At 70.7% G+C, this 14278-nt stretch carries 12 protein-coding genes; 9 read left to right on the forward strand and 3 right to left on the reverse strand.

Annotated elements, in window-relative coordinates:
• Positions 1 to 4: 4 nt before the first annotated feature.
• The 4 genes from LN042_RS02585 (at position 5) to zwf (ending at position 5913) form a co-directional block, all read left to right on the forward strand.
• Complete coding sequence (locus LN042_RS02585; RefSeq protein WP_230048102.1) at positions 5 to 1825, forward strand: glycoside hydrolase family 15 protein; 1821 nt, start codon at positions 5 to 7, stop codon at positions 1823 to 1825.
• 29 nt (positions 1826 to 1854) lie between these two features.
• Positions 1855 to 2805, forward strand: a complete 951-nt coding sequence (locus LN042_RS02590; RefSeq protein ID WP_372495665.1) for a cyclase family protein — start codon at positions 1855 to 1857, stop codon at positions 2803 to 2805.
• A gap of 137 nt (positions 2806 to 2942) precedes the next feature.
• Positions 2943 to 4523, forward strand: coding sequence for a GMC oxidoreductase (locus tag LN042_RS02595; RefSeq protein ID WP_230048103.1), 1581 nt, complete (start codon positions 2943 to 2945; stop codon positions 4521 to 4523).
• Between the two features lie 16 nt (positions 4524 to 4539).
• Positions 4540 to 5913: a glucose-6-phosphate dehydrogenase gene (zwf, locus tag LN042_RS02600; protein ID WP_230048104.1), complete on the forward strand. Its 1374-nt coding sequence runs from the start codon at positions 4540 to 4542 to the stop codon at positions 5911 to 5913.
• A gap of 6 nt (positions 5914 to 5919) precedes the next feature.
• Here zwf and LN042_RS02605 read toward each other — a convergent pair whose 3' ends face one another.
• Positions 5920 to 6867 carry a DUF389 domain-containing protein gene (locus tag LN042_RS02605; RefSeq protein WP_230048105.1) on the reverse strand — a complete coding sequence of 316 codons (948 nt, stop codon included), beginning with the start codon at positions 6865 to 6867 and terminating at the stop codon, positions 5920 to 5922.
• Between the two features lie 199 nt (positions 6868 to 7066).
• Here LN042_RS02605 and LN042_RS02610 point away from each other — a divergent pair, with 199 nt between their 5' ends.
• From LN042_RS02610 to LN042_RS02620, 3 genes are all read left to right on the forward strand, one after another.
• Positions 7067 to 8470 (forward strand): NAD(P)/FAD-dependent oxidoreductase, encoded by a 1404-nt coding sequence (locus LN042_RS02610; RefSeq protein WP_230048106.1) that lies wholly within the window; start codon positions 7067 to 7069, stop codon positions 8468 to 8470.
• 66 nt (positions 8471 to 8536) lie between these two features.
• Positions 8537 to 9949 (forward strand): cytochrome ubiquinol oxidase subunit I, encoded by a 1413-nt coding sequence (locus tag LN042_RS02615; RefSeq protein WP_249800556.1) that lies wholly within the window; start codon positions 8537 to 8539, stop codon positions 9947 to 9949.
• Positions 9942 to 10982 carry a cytochrome d ubiquinol oxidase subunit II gene (locus LN042_RS02620; protein ID WP_230048108.1) on the forward strand — a complete coding sequence of 347 codons (1041 nt, stop codon included), beginning with the start codon at positions 9942 to 9944 and terminating at the stop codon, positions 10980 to 10982. The genes LN042_RS02615 and LN042_RS02620 overlap by 8 nt, the downstream gene beginning before the upstream one ends.
• A gap of 44 nt (positions 10983 to 11026) precedes the next feature.
• On the opposite strand, the gene LN042_RS02625 is transcribed toward LN042_RS02620, so the two are convergent.
• Positions 11027 to 12061 carry a hypothetical protein gene (locus tag LN042_RS02625; RefSeq protein WP_230048109.1) on the reverse strand — a complete coding sequence of 345 codons (1035 nt, stop codon included), beginning with the start codon at positions 12059 to 12061 and terminating at the stop codon, positions 11027 to 11029.
• A 401-nt stretch (positions 12062 to 12462) separates the two neighbouring features.
• On the opposite strand from LN042_RS02625, the gene LN042_RS37115 reads away from it, so the two are divergent.
• Positions 12463 to 12588: a hypothetical protein gene (locus tag LN042_RS37115; RefSeq protein ID WP_283843534.1), complete on the forward strand. Its 126-nt coding sequence runs from the start codon at positions 12463 to 12465 to the stop codon at positions 12586 to 12588.
• Complete coding sequence (locus LN042_RS02630; RefSeq protein WP_230048110.1) at positions 12588 to 13526, forward strand: class I SAM-dependent methyltransferase; 939 nt, start codon at positions 12588 to 12590, stop codon at positions 13524 to 13526. The genes LN042_RS37115 and LN042_RS02630 overlap by 1 nt, the downstream gene beginning before the upstream one ends.
• Positions 13527 to 13645: 119 nt before the next feature.
• Here the strand turns inward: LN042_RS02630 and LN042_RS02635 are convergent, their stop codons facing one another.
• Positions 13646 to 14239: an AAA family ATPase gene (locus LN042_RS02635; RefSeq protein WP_308191754.1), complete on the reverse strand. Its 594-nt coding sequence runs from the start codon at positions 14237 to 14239 to the stop codon at positions 13646 to 13648.
• Positions 14240 to 14278 lie beyond the last annotated feature (39 nt).

Here is a 14278-nt window from a genome sequence, read left to right on the forward strand (position 1 = left end):
GCTCATGGACCGCTACCCGCCCATCGCCGATCACGGACTGGTGGGGGACCTGCAGACCGCCGCGCTGATCTCCTCACAAGGCGTCGTGGACTGGTTCGCCGCCCCGCGGTTCGACTCGCCGAGCATCTTCGCCGCCCTCCTGGACCACGACCGGGGCGGGTACTTCCGGCTCGCCCCGGTGGAGCACGAGCCGACCTGCCGTCAGCTGTACTACCCGGACAGCGCCGTGCTGGTCACGAGGTTCATGTCCGAGGACGGCGTGGGCGAAGTCGTCGACTGGATGCCACCGGACACCGGCAACCGGGTGACCGACCGGCACACCCTGATCCGAGCGGTCCGCGCGGTGCGCGGCACCGTCCGGTTCACGCTCGACTGCCGGCCGCGCTTCGACTACGGCCGGTCCGACCACCAGGTGAGCGTCGACGGCCAGGACGCCGTCTTCCGCGCGCCCGGGGCGGCCCTGCACCTGCGCGCGCTGTTCCCGCTGCACCGGCACGAGCGGGACGTCCGCGGCACGGTCACGCTCAGCGCCGGCGAGGCCTCGGGCGTCGTCATGACGTCCTGCGGCCCCGACGGCGAGGCCCCGCCGCCGCCCTCGGTCGGCTGGATCACCGAGCAGCTGTGGGCGGCCGTCGACTACTGGCAGACCTGGGTGCGCCAGTCGAACTACCAGGGACGCTGGCCGGACGCGGTCTACCGGTCCGCCATCACCCTCAAGCTGCTCACCTACGCCCCGACCGGTGCGCTGGTCGCGGCGGCCACCATGGGCCTGCCGGAGCAGGTCGGTGGTGAACGCAACTGGGACTACCGATTCACCTGGGTGCGCGACGCTTCCCTCTCGGTGCGCGCGCTGCTGGACCTCGGCTTCACCGATGAGGCCGAGGCGTACACCCGCTGGCTCGGCGAGCGGCTGATCGAGCGGCTCGACCTGCCGGGCGAGCGGCTGCAGATCATGTACCGGATCGACGGGGACCCGCAGCTGTCCGAGGAGATCCTCGAGCACCTCGAGGGGTACCGCGGGTCCGCCCCGGTGCGGGCCGGCAACGCCGCCATGGACCAACTCCAGCTCGACATCTACGGCGAGGCCCTCTACGCCCTCGCCGAGGGACGCAAGGACGGCGTCCAGCCGGGCTACCAGGTCTGGATGGCGGCGGCGCGCACCCTCGACTGGTTCGCGGACAACTGGGACCGCCCGGACGAAGGGATCTGGGAGACCCGGGGCGGCCGCAAGGACTTCACCTTCAGCCGGGTGATGACCTGGGCCGCCTTCGACCGCGGGATGCACCTGGCCCAGGAGTTCAGCAGGCCCGCCGACATGGTCCGGTGGCGCGGCGTGCGGGACGCCGTGCTGCACCAGATCATGGAGCGCGGCTGGAGCGAGCAGGAGAAGGCCCTCGTCCAGCACTACGACGGTGACGTCCTGGACGCGTCGCTGCTGCTCGTCCCACGCGTGGGGCTGCTGGCGCCGAAGGAGCCGGCGTGGCTGTCCACGCTTGACGCGATGGACCGCAAGCTGGTGTCCGACAGTCTCGTCTACCGCTACGATCCGGCCGCGTCGCCGGACGGCCTGCGCGGCTCCGAGGGCACGTTCAGCCTCTGCACCTTCCTCTACGTCGACGCGCTCGCCCGGGCCGGCCGGCTGCGGCAGGCCCGCTACGCCTTCGAGAAGATGCTCACCTACGCCAACCACGTGGGTCTGTTCGCCGAGGAGATCGGCCCGTCCGGTGAGCAACTGGGCAACTTCCCACAGGCGTTCACCCACCTCTCGCTCATCATGGCAGCCGGGTCGCTCGACGAGGCCCTGGACCGCGCCAACCGGCGCTGACCGCAGGGGGAGCGCGGATGGACGGCGGCGTGCACAGGACCCCGGAGGGCGCCGGGGCGGCGCGCCTCGGCCGGGCCGCGTTCGACGACCTGTACCGGCGGGTCGTCGCCGCCGCCCCCGCCGTGGCCCGTCCGCGCGGCGCCCTGGAGACGATCACGCCGGCGCGCGTCCTCGCGGCCGCACGCGAGGTGCGGACGGGTCGTCACGTGAGCCTGGCGGCCCCCGTGACGACGGGCGCGCGGCCGGACAACCCGGAACCCGCCCGCCACCCGATGACCGGGGCGGTGGCCGGACGGCTGGAGGGTCGGGGGCTGGAGTTCGCCCGGGACCGGATCGAGATGAACGTGCACGGCGACGCCGACAGCCACCTCGACGCGCTGTGCCACGTCGTCTACGAGGGCACGCTGTACGGCGGCGTCCCCGCGACCACCCTGACCGACGAGGGAGCCGAGGCGCTCTCCGTCGGCCTGGCGGCCGAGACAGGAATCGTGGGCCGGGGGGTGCTGCTGGACATCCCCGGGCTGCGCGGCGTGCCGTGGCTGGAGCCGGGCGAGCACGTGACCGCCCAGGAGCTGCTGGCCGCCGAGGAGGCCCAGGGGGTGCGGTTCGGGGAGGGCGACCTGCTCTTCGTCCGCCTCGGCCACCGGCGGCGGCGCCGCGAGCTCGGGCCGTGGGACGCGGCCGCCGACCGCGCCGGCCTGCACCCCGGGGTCGTGGAACTGCTGGCCGAGCGGCGGGTCGCGGTGCTCGGCAGCGACAGCAACAACGACTGCGCGCCCAGCCTGGTGGACGGGGTCGCCTTCCCGGTCCATGTGCTCGCCATCCACGCACTGGGGGTGCACCTGCTCGACTACCTGCAGTTCGAGGACCTGCTGCCGCTCTGTGCCGGAACGGGTCACTGGTCCTTCCTCTGCGTGGTCGCCCCGCTGCGGCTGGCCGGCGGTACGGGCTCCCCGGTCAGCCCGGTCGCCGTCCTGTGACGTCCGCCCGGATGCCCGGATGCCCGGATGCCCGGATGCCCGGGTGCGCTCGCGGTCCCGCGGCCGCCGCCCTAACGTCGTAGGAGGTGGCCCGGCCCGGCCCCCGGGCGGTCAGCGGCCCTGGAAATGGAGTCCCCGTGGCTGACAACCAGCACTACGACGTCATCGTGATCGGCACCGGAGCGGGCGGCGGCACGCTCGCCCACCGGCTCGCTCCGACCGGCAAGCGGATCCTGATCCTCGAACGCGGCGGCTACCTGCCGCGCGAACGGGACAACTGGGACTCGACCGCCGTCTTCGTCAAGGCCAAGTACCGGGCGCCTGAGTACTGGTACGACAAGGACGGCAATGCGTTCCCGCCGGAGGTCAACTACTACGTCGGCGGGAACACCAAGTTCTACGGCGCCGCCCTGTTCCGGTTGCGCCCTGAGGACTTCGGCGAGGTGCGCCACCACGACGGGATCTCACCCGCCTGGCCGATCCGGTACGAGGACCTGGAGCCGTACTACACCCAGGCGGAGCACCTCTACCTGGTCCACGGCAGGCACGGCGAGGACCCCACCGAGGGTCCGGCGAGCGCGCAGTACGCCTATCCCCCGGTCGAGCACGAGCCGCGCATCCAGCAGCTCAGCGACGACCTCGAGAAGCAGGGCCTGCACCCGTTCCACCTGCCGATCGGCGTCGACCTGACCCAGGACGCCACCGGCCGGGCGACCCACGACAGCGTCTGCATCCGCTGCGACCGGGTCGACGGATTCCCGTGTCTGGTCGGCGCGAAGTCGGACTCGCAGGTCCTCTGCGTGGATCCGGCGCTGCGGCACGACAACGTCACGATGATCACCAACGCGGACGTGCGGCGGCTGGAGACGGACCCCACCGGCCGGACCGTCACCGGCGTGGTCGCCCGGCTCGGCGACGGCACCACCGAGACCTTCTCCGGCGACATCGTCGTAGTGGCCTGCGGTGCGGTGAACTCCGCGGTCCTGCTGCTGCGTTCGGCCAATGACAAGCACCCCGCAGGTCTGGCCAACAGCTCCGACGTGGTCGGGCGCCACTACATGCGCCACAACAACCTGGCGCTGATGGCGGTCTCCAAGGAGCCCAACCCCACCGCCTTCCAGAAGACGCTCGCCCTCAACGACTGGTACTTCGCCGGGGCCGACTGGGAGTTCCCGATGGGCGGCATCCAGATGCTGGGCAAGTCCGACGCCGACCAGATCCACGGCGAGGCGCCCCGCTGGGCCGGCGTCGTCACTCCGGACATGCCCTTCGAGGTGCTCGCGCACCATGCCGTCGACTTCTGGCTGTGCGGCGAGGACCTGCCGCAGAAGACCAACCGCGTGGTGCTCGACAAGGACGACGACATCCACCTCAGCCTGGACGAGAAGAACAACGTCACCGGGCTGAAGCGGCTGCGCCACAAGCTCCAGAGCATGCTGGGAAAGCTGGGCATGCACGAGCACCACCTGCTCGACCACAGCATCTACCTGCACAAGGGCATGCCCATCGGCGCGACCGCCCACCAGGCCGGCACCGTGCGGTTCGGCACCGACCCGGCCACCTCCGCCCTGGACGTCCACTGCAAGGCCCACGACCTGGACAACCTCTACGTCGTGGACACGAGTTTCTTCCCGAGCATCGGCGCGGTGAACCCGTCCCTGACGGCCATCGCCAACGCGCTGCGGGTCGGCGACCACATCGCCGACCGAATGCGGTGAGCAGGAGGACCGAGAGATGGCAGCACAATCGATGGACGCACTGGTCATCTTCGGCGCGACCGGGGACCTGGCCAAGCTGGAGACGTTCCCCGCGCTGGTGGGCCTGGCCGACCGCGGTGTGCTCGACGTGCCCGTCGTCGGCGTGGCCAAGAGCGGCTGGGGGCTGGACCAGTTCCGCAACTACGCCGAGGCGTCGCTGAAGCTGAACGGCATGGACCCGACCACGCCGGCGGCGCGGAAGATGCTCGGTCTGCTCCGGTACGTGGACGGCGACCTGGGCGACGACGCCACCTACCAGGCGATGTCCCGCGAGATGGGCGAGGGCACCCGGGCTCTGTTCTACCTGGAGGTCCCGCCGCCGCTGTTCGGCCGGATCGCCAAGGGGATCTCCGACGCCGGCCGGGCCAAGGGCGCCCGGGTCATGGTCGAGAAGCCCTTCGGCGCCGACCTGCGCAGTGCGGGCGAGCTCAACGCGACCATGCACGAGTACTTCCCGGAGGACGCCATCTACCGGGTGGACCACTGGCTCGGGCTCGATCCCGTGGGGAACGTGCTCTTCGCGCGGTTCGCCAACTCGATCATCGAGCCGCTGTTGAACCGGACGCACGTCCGCAGCATCCAGATCACCATGGCCGAGGCGTTCGACGTCTCCGACCGGGGCCGGTTCTACGACCGCACCGGCGCGGTCCGCGACGTCATCCAGAACCACATGCTCCAGGTCCTCGCCACGGTGCTGGCCGAGCCGCCGTCAGGGGAGGGTCTGGACTCGTGGCGCGACGCCAAGGCCAACGTGGTGGCCTCACTGCGTCCGCTCACCCCCGAGCACATCGTGCGCGGCCAGTACGACGGGTACCTCGACGTGGACGGCGTCACCCCGGGATCGACGACCGAGACCTTCGCGGCCGTCCGGCTCGCCGCGGACTCCTGGCGCTGGGCCGATGTGCCGATCCTCATCCGCGCCGGCAAGTGCATGCCGGTGACCGCGACCGAGGTGAACATCCAGTTCCGCAGCGCGCCCCACGACGTCTTCGGGCTCCGGCCGACTCCGGCCGCGAACTGCCTGCGGTTCCGGATCTGGCCGGAGACCCAGGTGACCCTGACGCTGGCGGGCAAGCAGCCCGGCGGCGGCTGGCAGGCCAAGCACGAGGAACTCACCTTCAGCGAAGTCCCCGGATCGGACATGCGCCCGTACGACCGCCTCATCGGTGCGGCGCTGGACGGTGACCGCTGGCTCTTCGCCCGGCAGGACACGGTCGAGGCCGCCTGGCGGATCGTCGACCCCATCCTCGGCGACGTCGTGCCCACCCACCCCTACGCCAAGGGCAGTTGGGGCCCCAAGGAGGCCGACGCCCTGCTCCCCGAGGGCGACCTCTGGCACGACCCGGCCTGATCCGGGTCAGGGAGCGGGGCGCGGCATCCGCGCGACCCGGCGCCAGATGCGCCGCACGGCACGCAGCACCGCCAGGCCGACCACGATCAGCACCACCACGTTGAGGAGGAGTTGCAGCAGCGAACCCCACGCCTCGTGCCAACTGTCGAAGGCGAGGGAGACCGCGATGTCCGATGCGGCCGGGATCGTCGTCACCGAGATGAAGACACCGAGCAGCGCGCTGCCCCGCGCCTCGGTGATGGACACGATGCCCACGACACCCGCGAGCACCGCGACGACGAGCGAGAAGAAGTTGGGGGTGTCGATCAGGTTGGAGACCGGCCGCAGCCCGAGCCGGTAGGCGCGCGGCTCCAGCTGGAAACCCCGGACGAGTAGGGAGAACGCCAGCGTCACCGCGATGGCCAGCAGGAAGCCGAGCGCCAAGGCCAGCAGGCCCTGGCGCACCCGGCGCCGGTTCCTCCGGTCCAGCCCCAGTGCCACGCTGAGGATCGCGTTGTACTCGGGGCCCACCACCATGGCGGCCACGATCAGGATCTGCGAGTTCGTCAGGATCCCGACGGAGCCGATCAGCCCGGCGATCACCAGCAGCAGGTAGAAGCTGGGCAGATAGGTGCCCTCCTCCCGGATGCGCGCCTCGACGGCCGACCACAGGGGCGCGTACAGCAGCGCCGTGGGCTCCTCGGCCTCGAGCCGCTGGGCGCGGGCGGAGAACACCGTGCCCGCGTCGTCCACCGTGATCGAGCCGTCGCGATCGACCCCGAGCTCGCGGAGCAGGCCCAGGACCTCGTTGGCGGCGCCCCTGAGCACGTCGCACTCCAGCGCGTCGCCCGCCGGGCTGCGCACCGTCGCCCGGTGCCGGACGACGTTGAGGACGTGGCGGTTCGCCGTGAGCCGGTCGACCAGCTCGTCCGAGAGCCCGGGAGGGCTGACCAAGCGCAGGTGAACCAGACCCATCACAACCTCCGCCTCCGCGGCGCCAGCGTTGAAGCCACTGGTAGCAGCATGACGGAAACCGCGTCGGGCGCCGTGGACGGCTGGGCGGGAGCGGCCCAGGTGTCTCGCCTTACCCCGTACGGATGACTGCCTCCCCCGCCGAGGATCCGGAGCGCGTCGCAGGCGGCTCGTTCGAGCTGTGGGTGCTTTAGTCCCTTCCATGCACGCGAAGACGTCGGAATCGCAGCTGCCGGACCACATCGCGCCGCGCCGAGTGGTGATCATCGGTGGGGGCTTCGCGGGGCTGTTCGCCGCCCGGGCGCTGCGGCGGTCACCGGTGGAGGTGACGCTCGTCGACCGCCGGGCCCACCACCTGTTCCAGCCGCTGCTTTACCAGTGCGCCTCGGGCATCCTGTCGGAGGGTCAGATCGCCCAGCCGCTGCGCGCCGTCCTGCGCAGGCACGACAACGTGCGCTGCCTGCTCGCCGACGCCACCGATGTGGACGCCGACCGCCGGTTGGTCCTGGTCACGGAGCCGGACGGTGGGACGCTGTCGCTGCCGTACGACGACCTCGTGGTCGCCGCCGGCGTGCGGCAGTCGTACTTCGGCCACCCGGAGTTCGCCGCCCACGCACCGGGCATGAAGACGCTCGAGGACGCCCTGCGGGTGCGCCGACGCATCTACCGCGCCTTCGAGATGGCGGAGGCCAGCACCGATCCGCGGGAGCAGCAGGAGTGGCTCACCTTCGCACTGGTCGGTGGCGGTCCCACCGGAGTGGAACTCGCCGGGCAGATCCGGGAGATCGCCGGGCACACCCTCGACCGGGAGTTCCGGACCATCGACTCGTCCCGGGCACGCGTCCTGCTCTTCGAGGGCGGCGACGCCGTGCTGGCGGCGTTCGGGACCACGCTCGCCCGTCGCGCGGCCCGGACGTTGCACGGTCTCGGGGTGGAGGTCCACCTCAAGGCCATGGTCACGGACGTGGACGACAAGGGCCTGACCGTGCGCGAGCAGGGCGGCACCGCTCGGTACGACGCCCGCACCGTCCTGTGGACCGCCGGAGTGGAGGCACCCCCGTTCGCCCACGCACTGGCCCGGGCGACGGGCGCCGAGCAGGACCACGCCGGCCGTCTCCTGGTGCAGCCCGACCTGACGCTCCCCGGATACCCGCAGATCCGCGTGGTGGGCGACCTGATGAGCCTCGACCGGTTGCCCGGCATGGCCGAGGTCGCCATGCAGTCCGGCGCCTACGCGGGACGCGTGATCAGGCACGGCACCGAACGACGGGCCAAGAAGGCCGGCCCGTTCCGCTACCGCGACCTCGGTAGCGCCGCATACATCGCGCGAGGACGAGCGGTCGTCAGAGCGGGCCCGGTCAGAGCCTCGGGCGTGACGGGTTGGCTGATCTGGCTCCTGATCCACATCGCGTTCCTCACCGGCTTCCGCAGCCGGCTGGGCGCCCTCGCCAGTTGGTTCCTGGTCTTCGCCACCGGTGCGCGGCGCGAGCGCGCGTTCACCGGAGGCGAGAACGGCGCCACCGCCGTCGGCCCGTCGCCGGCGGTGACCGGGCCGACCGCGACCACCCGACCGTCGACCGAACGCATCGACCAGCCGCAGAGGTGATCCGTGCACAGCGCCCTCAACCTCCTGGCCCAGACTCCGCCCCAGACGCTGCCGGCCCGGCAACTCATGGCGTACACGCTGGCATCGCACATCCTCCTCGTGCCCATGGGCGTCGCCCTGCCGTTCATCACGCTGCTGGCGCACTACCGCGGCCTGCGCCGCGACGACGCGGTCGCCCTGCAACTCGCCCGGCGCTGGTCCGCCGTCATGGCGGTCCAGTTCGCCATCGGCATCGTGACCGGGACGGTCCTCACCTTCGAGTTCGGACTGCTGTGGCCGGGCATGATGGGCCGTTGGGGAGACGTCTTCGGTCTCGGATTCGGCGTGGAGGCCTGGGCGTTCTTCCTCGAAGCCGTCCTGATCGCGATCTACCTCTACGGCTGGCGCAGACTCGACCCGAAGGTGCACTTCTGGCTGGCCGTGCCGCTGCCCTTCGCGGCCCTGATGGGCGCCTTCGGCATCATCGCGGCGAATTCCTGGATGAACACCCCGCAGGGCTTCACCCTGGACGCCCAGGGCAAGCCCGTGCACGTCACCGTGCAGCAGGCCGTCTTCACCCCCATGTTCGGACCGGAGTACTGGCACTTCGTCGTGGCCATGTTCCTGACGGCCGGCTACGTGGTCGCCGGGGTCTACGCGGTCGGCTGGCTGCGCGGCCGACGCGACCGCTACCACCGGCTCGGGTTCACGATCCCGTTCACGGTGGCCGCGATCCTCTCGCCCGTCCAGCTCGTCGTCGGTGACGCGATCGCACGCGCCGTCTTCCACCGGCAGCCCACCAAGTTCGCGGCGATGGAGATCGTCTGGAACACCAACACCCATGTGCCGGAGTACATCTTCGGCCGACTGAACGCCGGCGGGACCATCTCGGGCGGCCTGAGGATCCCCCAACTCGACTCCGTGCTGGCCGGCTTCAAGCCCAGCACGCAGGTCACCGGGCTGACGGCGACGCCCGAGGCGGACCGGCCGACACCGACCGAGGCCACGCTGATCCACTGGACGTTCGACATCATGGTCCTCCTCGGCACCGCGCTGCTCCTGCTCGCCCTGTGGTACGCCGTGGTCTGGCTGCGCAAGCGCGACCTGCCGCAGTCGCGGTGGTTCTTCCGCTGCGCCGGCGTGGCGGGGGCGGCCAGCCTGATCTGCGTGGAGTGCGGCTGGATCACCACCGAGGTCGGCCGACAGCCGTGGATCGTCTACCAGAACATGAGGGTGGCCCAAGCCGTCACCTCGACGCGCGCCGACTCGGTGTGGACCATGCTCGGCGTCATCCTCGCCCTCTACGTGGTCCTCTTCGCGGCCTTCATCACCGTGCTCCGCAAGATGCACCACCGCTGGCGGATCGCCGACGAGGGCCTGGCGCGGAACCGACCGGTGCACCCGCCGGAGATCGTCACCCCCTACGGTCCGCGGGAAGAGGCCGGCATGGCCACCGGGCCGTCCCGTCCGGCGGCGCAGGACGGTGACCCCCATGGCTGAGGCCGTCGCGTGGATCATGCTCGTCGTCCTCGCCGCGTACGCCTGTGCGGGCGGCACCGACTACGGCGCGGGGTTCTGGGACCTGTGCGCCGGGGGAGCCGAACGGGGCGAGCGGCCCCGCCGGCTGATCGACCACGCCATGGAACCCGTGTGGGAGGCCAACAACGTCTGGCTCATCTTCCTCATGATCATCATGTGGACGGGCTTCCCTCCGTTCTTCGCCGCCGTCTTCAGCGCCATGTGGCTGCCCCTCGCCCTGGCCGTGCTCGGGCTCGTGCTGCGCGGCGGGGGCTTCGCGCTGCGCAAGCCGACCCGGCGGCTGGCGCAGCGCCGGGTCTACGGTGCCGCCTTCGCCGTCTCCTCGCTGCTGACACCCTTCTTCCTCGGTGCCGTGATCGGCGGCATCGCCTCCGGGCGGGTCGCCCCAGGGGTCACTGCCTCGGCCGACGCCTGGTCGAACCCCACCTCGATCATCACCGGCCTGATGACGATCGGCGCCACGGCCTACCTGGGGGCGGTGTTCCTGACGGCCGACGCGCACCGGTACCAGGCGCCGGACCTCGTCGACTACTTCCGACTCCGCGCGTGGTGCAGCCTGGCCGCCCTCGTGGTGCTGGCCCTCATCGGTCTGCCCATCACGCACCACGACGCCAGGTTCCTGTGGAGCCGGATCACCACCGGCGCCCCCCTCGGGCTGGTCATCGCGGGCGCGGTCGTCGCACTCGTCACCGCGCTGCTGCTCGCGCGCAGGGCGCTCAGGTGGTGCCGCTACACGGCGGTTGCCAGCGTGGTCCTGGTGATCGCCGCCTGGGGCGTGGCGCAGCGCCCCTACCTGCTGCCCACTTCACTGACCGTCAGCCAGGCCGCCGGGGCGCACCACACGCTGGTCTGGCTGGTGATCGTCACCGGCATCGCCGTCGTTCTGGTGGGTCCGAGCCTCGCAGTGCTCTACTGGCTGGACACCCGGGGCAAGCTGGAAGCGCTCGCCGACTCCGACACGGAGCAGGAGGTCCCCCCGGCCGAGCCCGCGTGAAGCGCGCTGACGGGCTGCCGGCCGCGCCCGGTCGGCACGGGACCTCAGGAGGAGGGGACGCGCAGGAAGGCGACGGTGGTCTTGTCCTTGTCGAACGTGCACGTTCGAGGCGAAGCCTTTCCCGGGCCCGGGTCCGTCGTCCAGTCGATGTCACAGATCTGGGCCCTCACGTCCACGAACTGGTACTGGCTGGTGGATACCGGCTCCTCCATCGTCACATTGACCTGCCCTGCCGAGTCAGGCTCCAACTCGCTGCTGACCACGACATCGCAGGGATTCTTGGACGTGGCGTTGCAGATCCCTTTCGAGAGGCAGTCATCGAGACGCCAGGAACCGCTGCACGCTTTGACGAGATCCATGCTGCGCGGCACGGCCTGCACAATGAGGCCGATCTTGTCGCCGGCCGCCAGCTTCGAGCCGGTGATGGTGAGTGAGAGATCCTCGGTGCCGCCGCCGGATTTCATGGTGGCCGAGATTCCGGGATAAGCCGCGGACGCTTGACTCCTGACTTCGAGGCGGGCAGCGGCAAACATCGCAACAGTCGTCAGGATCAGTGCGCAGACCAGGAGCACCGAGGTGATTCCGGCTTTGACTCCGGGACGTGCACCGGGAGGTTTTTGACGCTTCATCCGTGCAGTCATCCATGCGAACGCACGCTGCCAGCCGCACCAATAAAAGCCGAGCGCCAGCATGAGCACGAAAAGCACGGTGGCCGAGAGCGACGCCCAGCGGCACGTGTCGGACGTGGTCTGCAACGGGATGTTGATGACGCAGATCACCAGTGGGGTCAGGCCGATGCACGCGGCGAAGATGGCGGGGAGGAAGTACGGTGGCATGGTCCTGCGGTTCGGCAGGAAGATGGACACCACCGCAGTGGTGAGGGCGAGCAGCATCAGGCCGCCCACCAGGGTGGCTTCCAGCGGATCGTTCCGGAGAATGGCGGTGATCTCCGAGTTCTGAAAGCCGAGGAAGTTCAACGCCGCGACGAAACCGGCCAGGAGGAAGCCCAGGATGTTCTTGACCTTGTCCACCAGGCTGGCTTCGGGGTCCGGCGGAGCTTCGGGGTCGGTCGTCGCCATGCAGGAACCTGCTCTCTTGCCCGGGCACCGGGTGGAACGTGGTGTGTCTAGCGCAAGTCCTTCCCGCCGCAGTCGCGCCGCAGCCGAAGATCACTCGATCAGACGAAAAGAGGATCATTGCCCTTTTCGGCCGTCAATGCGGGAGAAAGCGGAAGGGCGGGCCCGGGGGAGCGCGGGCGTCAGCGGGGCTGCGACCGGCTCCGGGGCGGTGGCTTGACGGGGAGCTGTTCCAGCCGCGCGTCGGTGTGGCGCCCGGAGGCGTTCGGCGGGTCGGTGAGCACCGGGACGGCTACTTTGGCCAGAGGGGGTGTCGGCGCAGTTCATCGGGCCACTCGCGGTGGAGGCGCGGCTGCACGTGACCTCGTCCTCCTGTCGGCAGCTCGGTGGCGGGAGGAGGAGTGATGTCAGTCGCGGAACTGGACGAGGCGAAGCAGGAGGCGTTCGCGAGTCGCATGGTCCAGGTGCTGAACGACTCCTGCCTGGGGTTGATGGCGGGTCTGGGGACGAGAGCGGCCTGTTCGACGTGATGGCGGGCATGCAGCCGGCCGGCAGCGGGGAGATCGCCCGGGCCGCCGGGCTGAACGAACGCTACGTCCGGGAATGGCTGGGAGCCATGGTGACGGGCGGCGTCGTCGACTATGACCCCGAACGGAAGACGTACGCGCTGCCCCCGGAGCACGCGGCCTCGCTCACTCGGGCGGCCGGACCCGACAACCTGGCGCGGATCGCGCAGGACCTCGGCATGTTGGCGGAGGTCGAGCAGCAGGTGCTGCAGGCCTTCCGGACCGGGGGTGGGGTGCCGTACTCCGCCTACCCGCGCTTCCAGGCCATCCAGGCGGAGGAGTCCGGGGAGGTCTTCGACCTCGCCCTGGTGGCGGGGATCGTACCGCTGGTGCCCGGTCTGCCGGCGAGGTTGCAGGAGGGCATCGACGTGCTGGACGTCGGGACCGGGCAGGGACATGCGGTGAACGTCCTGGCCAAGGCGTTCCCGGCGAGCCGCTGCCACGGAATCGACATGTCCGAGGAGGGCATCGCGGCGGCACGGGCCGAGGCCACGCAGTGGGGCCTGGAGAACGCCGAGTTCCAGGTCGGTGACGGCGCCGAGCTGACCGGCTCGTACGATCTGATCACCGCCTTCGATGTCATCCACGACCTGGCCCGGCCGGCCCGCACGCTTGCCGCCGTCTCTCGGGCGCTACGGAAGGACGGCGTGTTCCTGATGGGCGACATCGCGGCCTCCAGCCGCCTCGAGGAGAACATCGGCCACCCCCTGTGCCCGGCGCTCTACGCCTTCTCGGTGTTCTACTGCATGAGCGTCTCGCTCGGCGAGGGCGGCGAGGGCCTGGGCACGGTGTGGGGGGAGGAGAAGGCCCGGGAGATGCTCGCCGAGGCGGGCTTCGGCCACGTCGACACCCAGCGGGTGGAGGGCGACATCCTGAACGTCTACTACGTGGCCCGCCACTGAGCGGGCTCGACCACGACCGGTGAAGGCCCCGCTCGCCGGTGCGCTCCCACCGGCCGTGCGCGGCTCAACGCTACGGCTCGCAGGCCCGACTCCCCGGCCGACGAAGCCGAAACGGGTGCTCAGCGAGTCGTTGCTGCACCCGCCTCCCCGGTGGCGCGGGTCCGGACTTGTCCGGCGATGCGGGCCGTGGCGAGGCCGGCAAGGATCCGGTCCACGCTCTGGTCGGGGGTCTGACGCGACGTGTCCAGCCAGAGCCCGCGGCGCGGGGTGTTGCGGCGCAGGGCTTCGTCGAGGGCGTCGACTGTCCAGGGGCCGCCGTAACCGTTCTTGTGGCGGCCTGCTTCTCGTTGCGCGACCTCTTCGGCCGAAGGAGCGAGGACGACCAGGTACAACGGCCTGGTCGTCACCGAGTCGAGGTAGGCGTCCAGGTGCTCACCCAGCACGACGTCCTGGACGACTACGGTCCAGCCCGCCCGCGCGTACAGGTCCGCGACCACGGCGGAAGCTTGGTGACGCAGACGCAACTGCGCCGTCGCCTCGGCAGTCGGCCGTGGAGTGAAGTCTTCGCTACCGGACACGATCATTCGCCGGAAGCTGTCGCCCCGCAAGTGCATCGAACGGGGGAGCCGCTCGGCCAGCAGTTGCGCAACCGTCGACTTCCCGGACGCCATGACGCCCGTGACCAGTACCACCGCGGAACCCAGATCCTGCACGGTCGCCCCCTGTCCCGGTCCCAGTGACTCAGCATCGTC

The organism is Kitasatospora humi (assembly GCF_020907985.1).
Taxonomy (GTDB): domain Bacteria; phylum Actinomycetota; class Actinomycetes; order Streptomycetales; family Streptomycetaceae; genus Kitasatospora; species Kitasatospora humi.

Excerpts from the sequence above, each read along its gene's own strand:
- LN042_RS02585 (WP_230048102.1), top strand. The coding sequence starts at position 5 with ATGGACCGCTACCCGCCCATCGCCGATCACGGACTGGTGGGGGACCTG.
- zwf (WP_230048104.1), top strand. The coding sequence starts at position 4,540 with ATGGCAGCACAATCGATGGACGCACTGGTCATCTTCGGCGCGACCGGG.
- LN042_RS02605 (WP_230048105.1), bottom strand. The coding sequence starts at position 6,867 with ATGGGTCTGGTTCACCTGCGCTTGGTCAGCCCTCCCGGGCTCTCGGAC.
- LN042_RS02610 (WP_230048106.1), top strand. The coding sequence starts at position 7,067 with ATGCACGCGAAGACGTCGGAATCGCAGCTGCCGGACCACATCGCGCCG.
- LN042_RS02615 (WP_249800556.1), top strand. The coding sequence starts at position 8,537 with ATGGCGTACACGCTGGCATCGCACATCCTCCTCGTGCCCATGGGCGTC.
- LN042_RS02620 (WP_230048108.1), top strand. The coding sequence starts at position 9,942 with ATGGCTGAGGCCGTCGCGTGGATCATGCTCGTCGTCCTCGCCGCGTAC.
- LN042_RS02625 (WP_230048109.1), bottom strand. The coding sequence starts at position 12,061 with ATGGCGACGACCGACCCCGAAGCTCCGCCGGACCCCGAAGCCAGCCTG.
- LN042_RS37115 (WP_283843534.1), top strand. The coding sequence starts at position 12,463 with ATGTCAGTCGCGGAACTGGACGAGGCGAAGCAGGAGGCGTTCGCGAGT.
- LN042_RS02630 (WP_230048110.1), top strand. The coding sequence starts at position 12,588 with ATGGCGGGCATGCAGCCGGCCGGCAGCGGGGAGATCGCCCGGGCCGCC.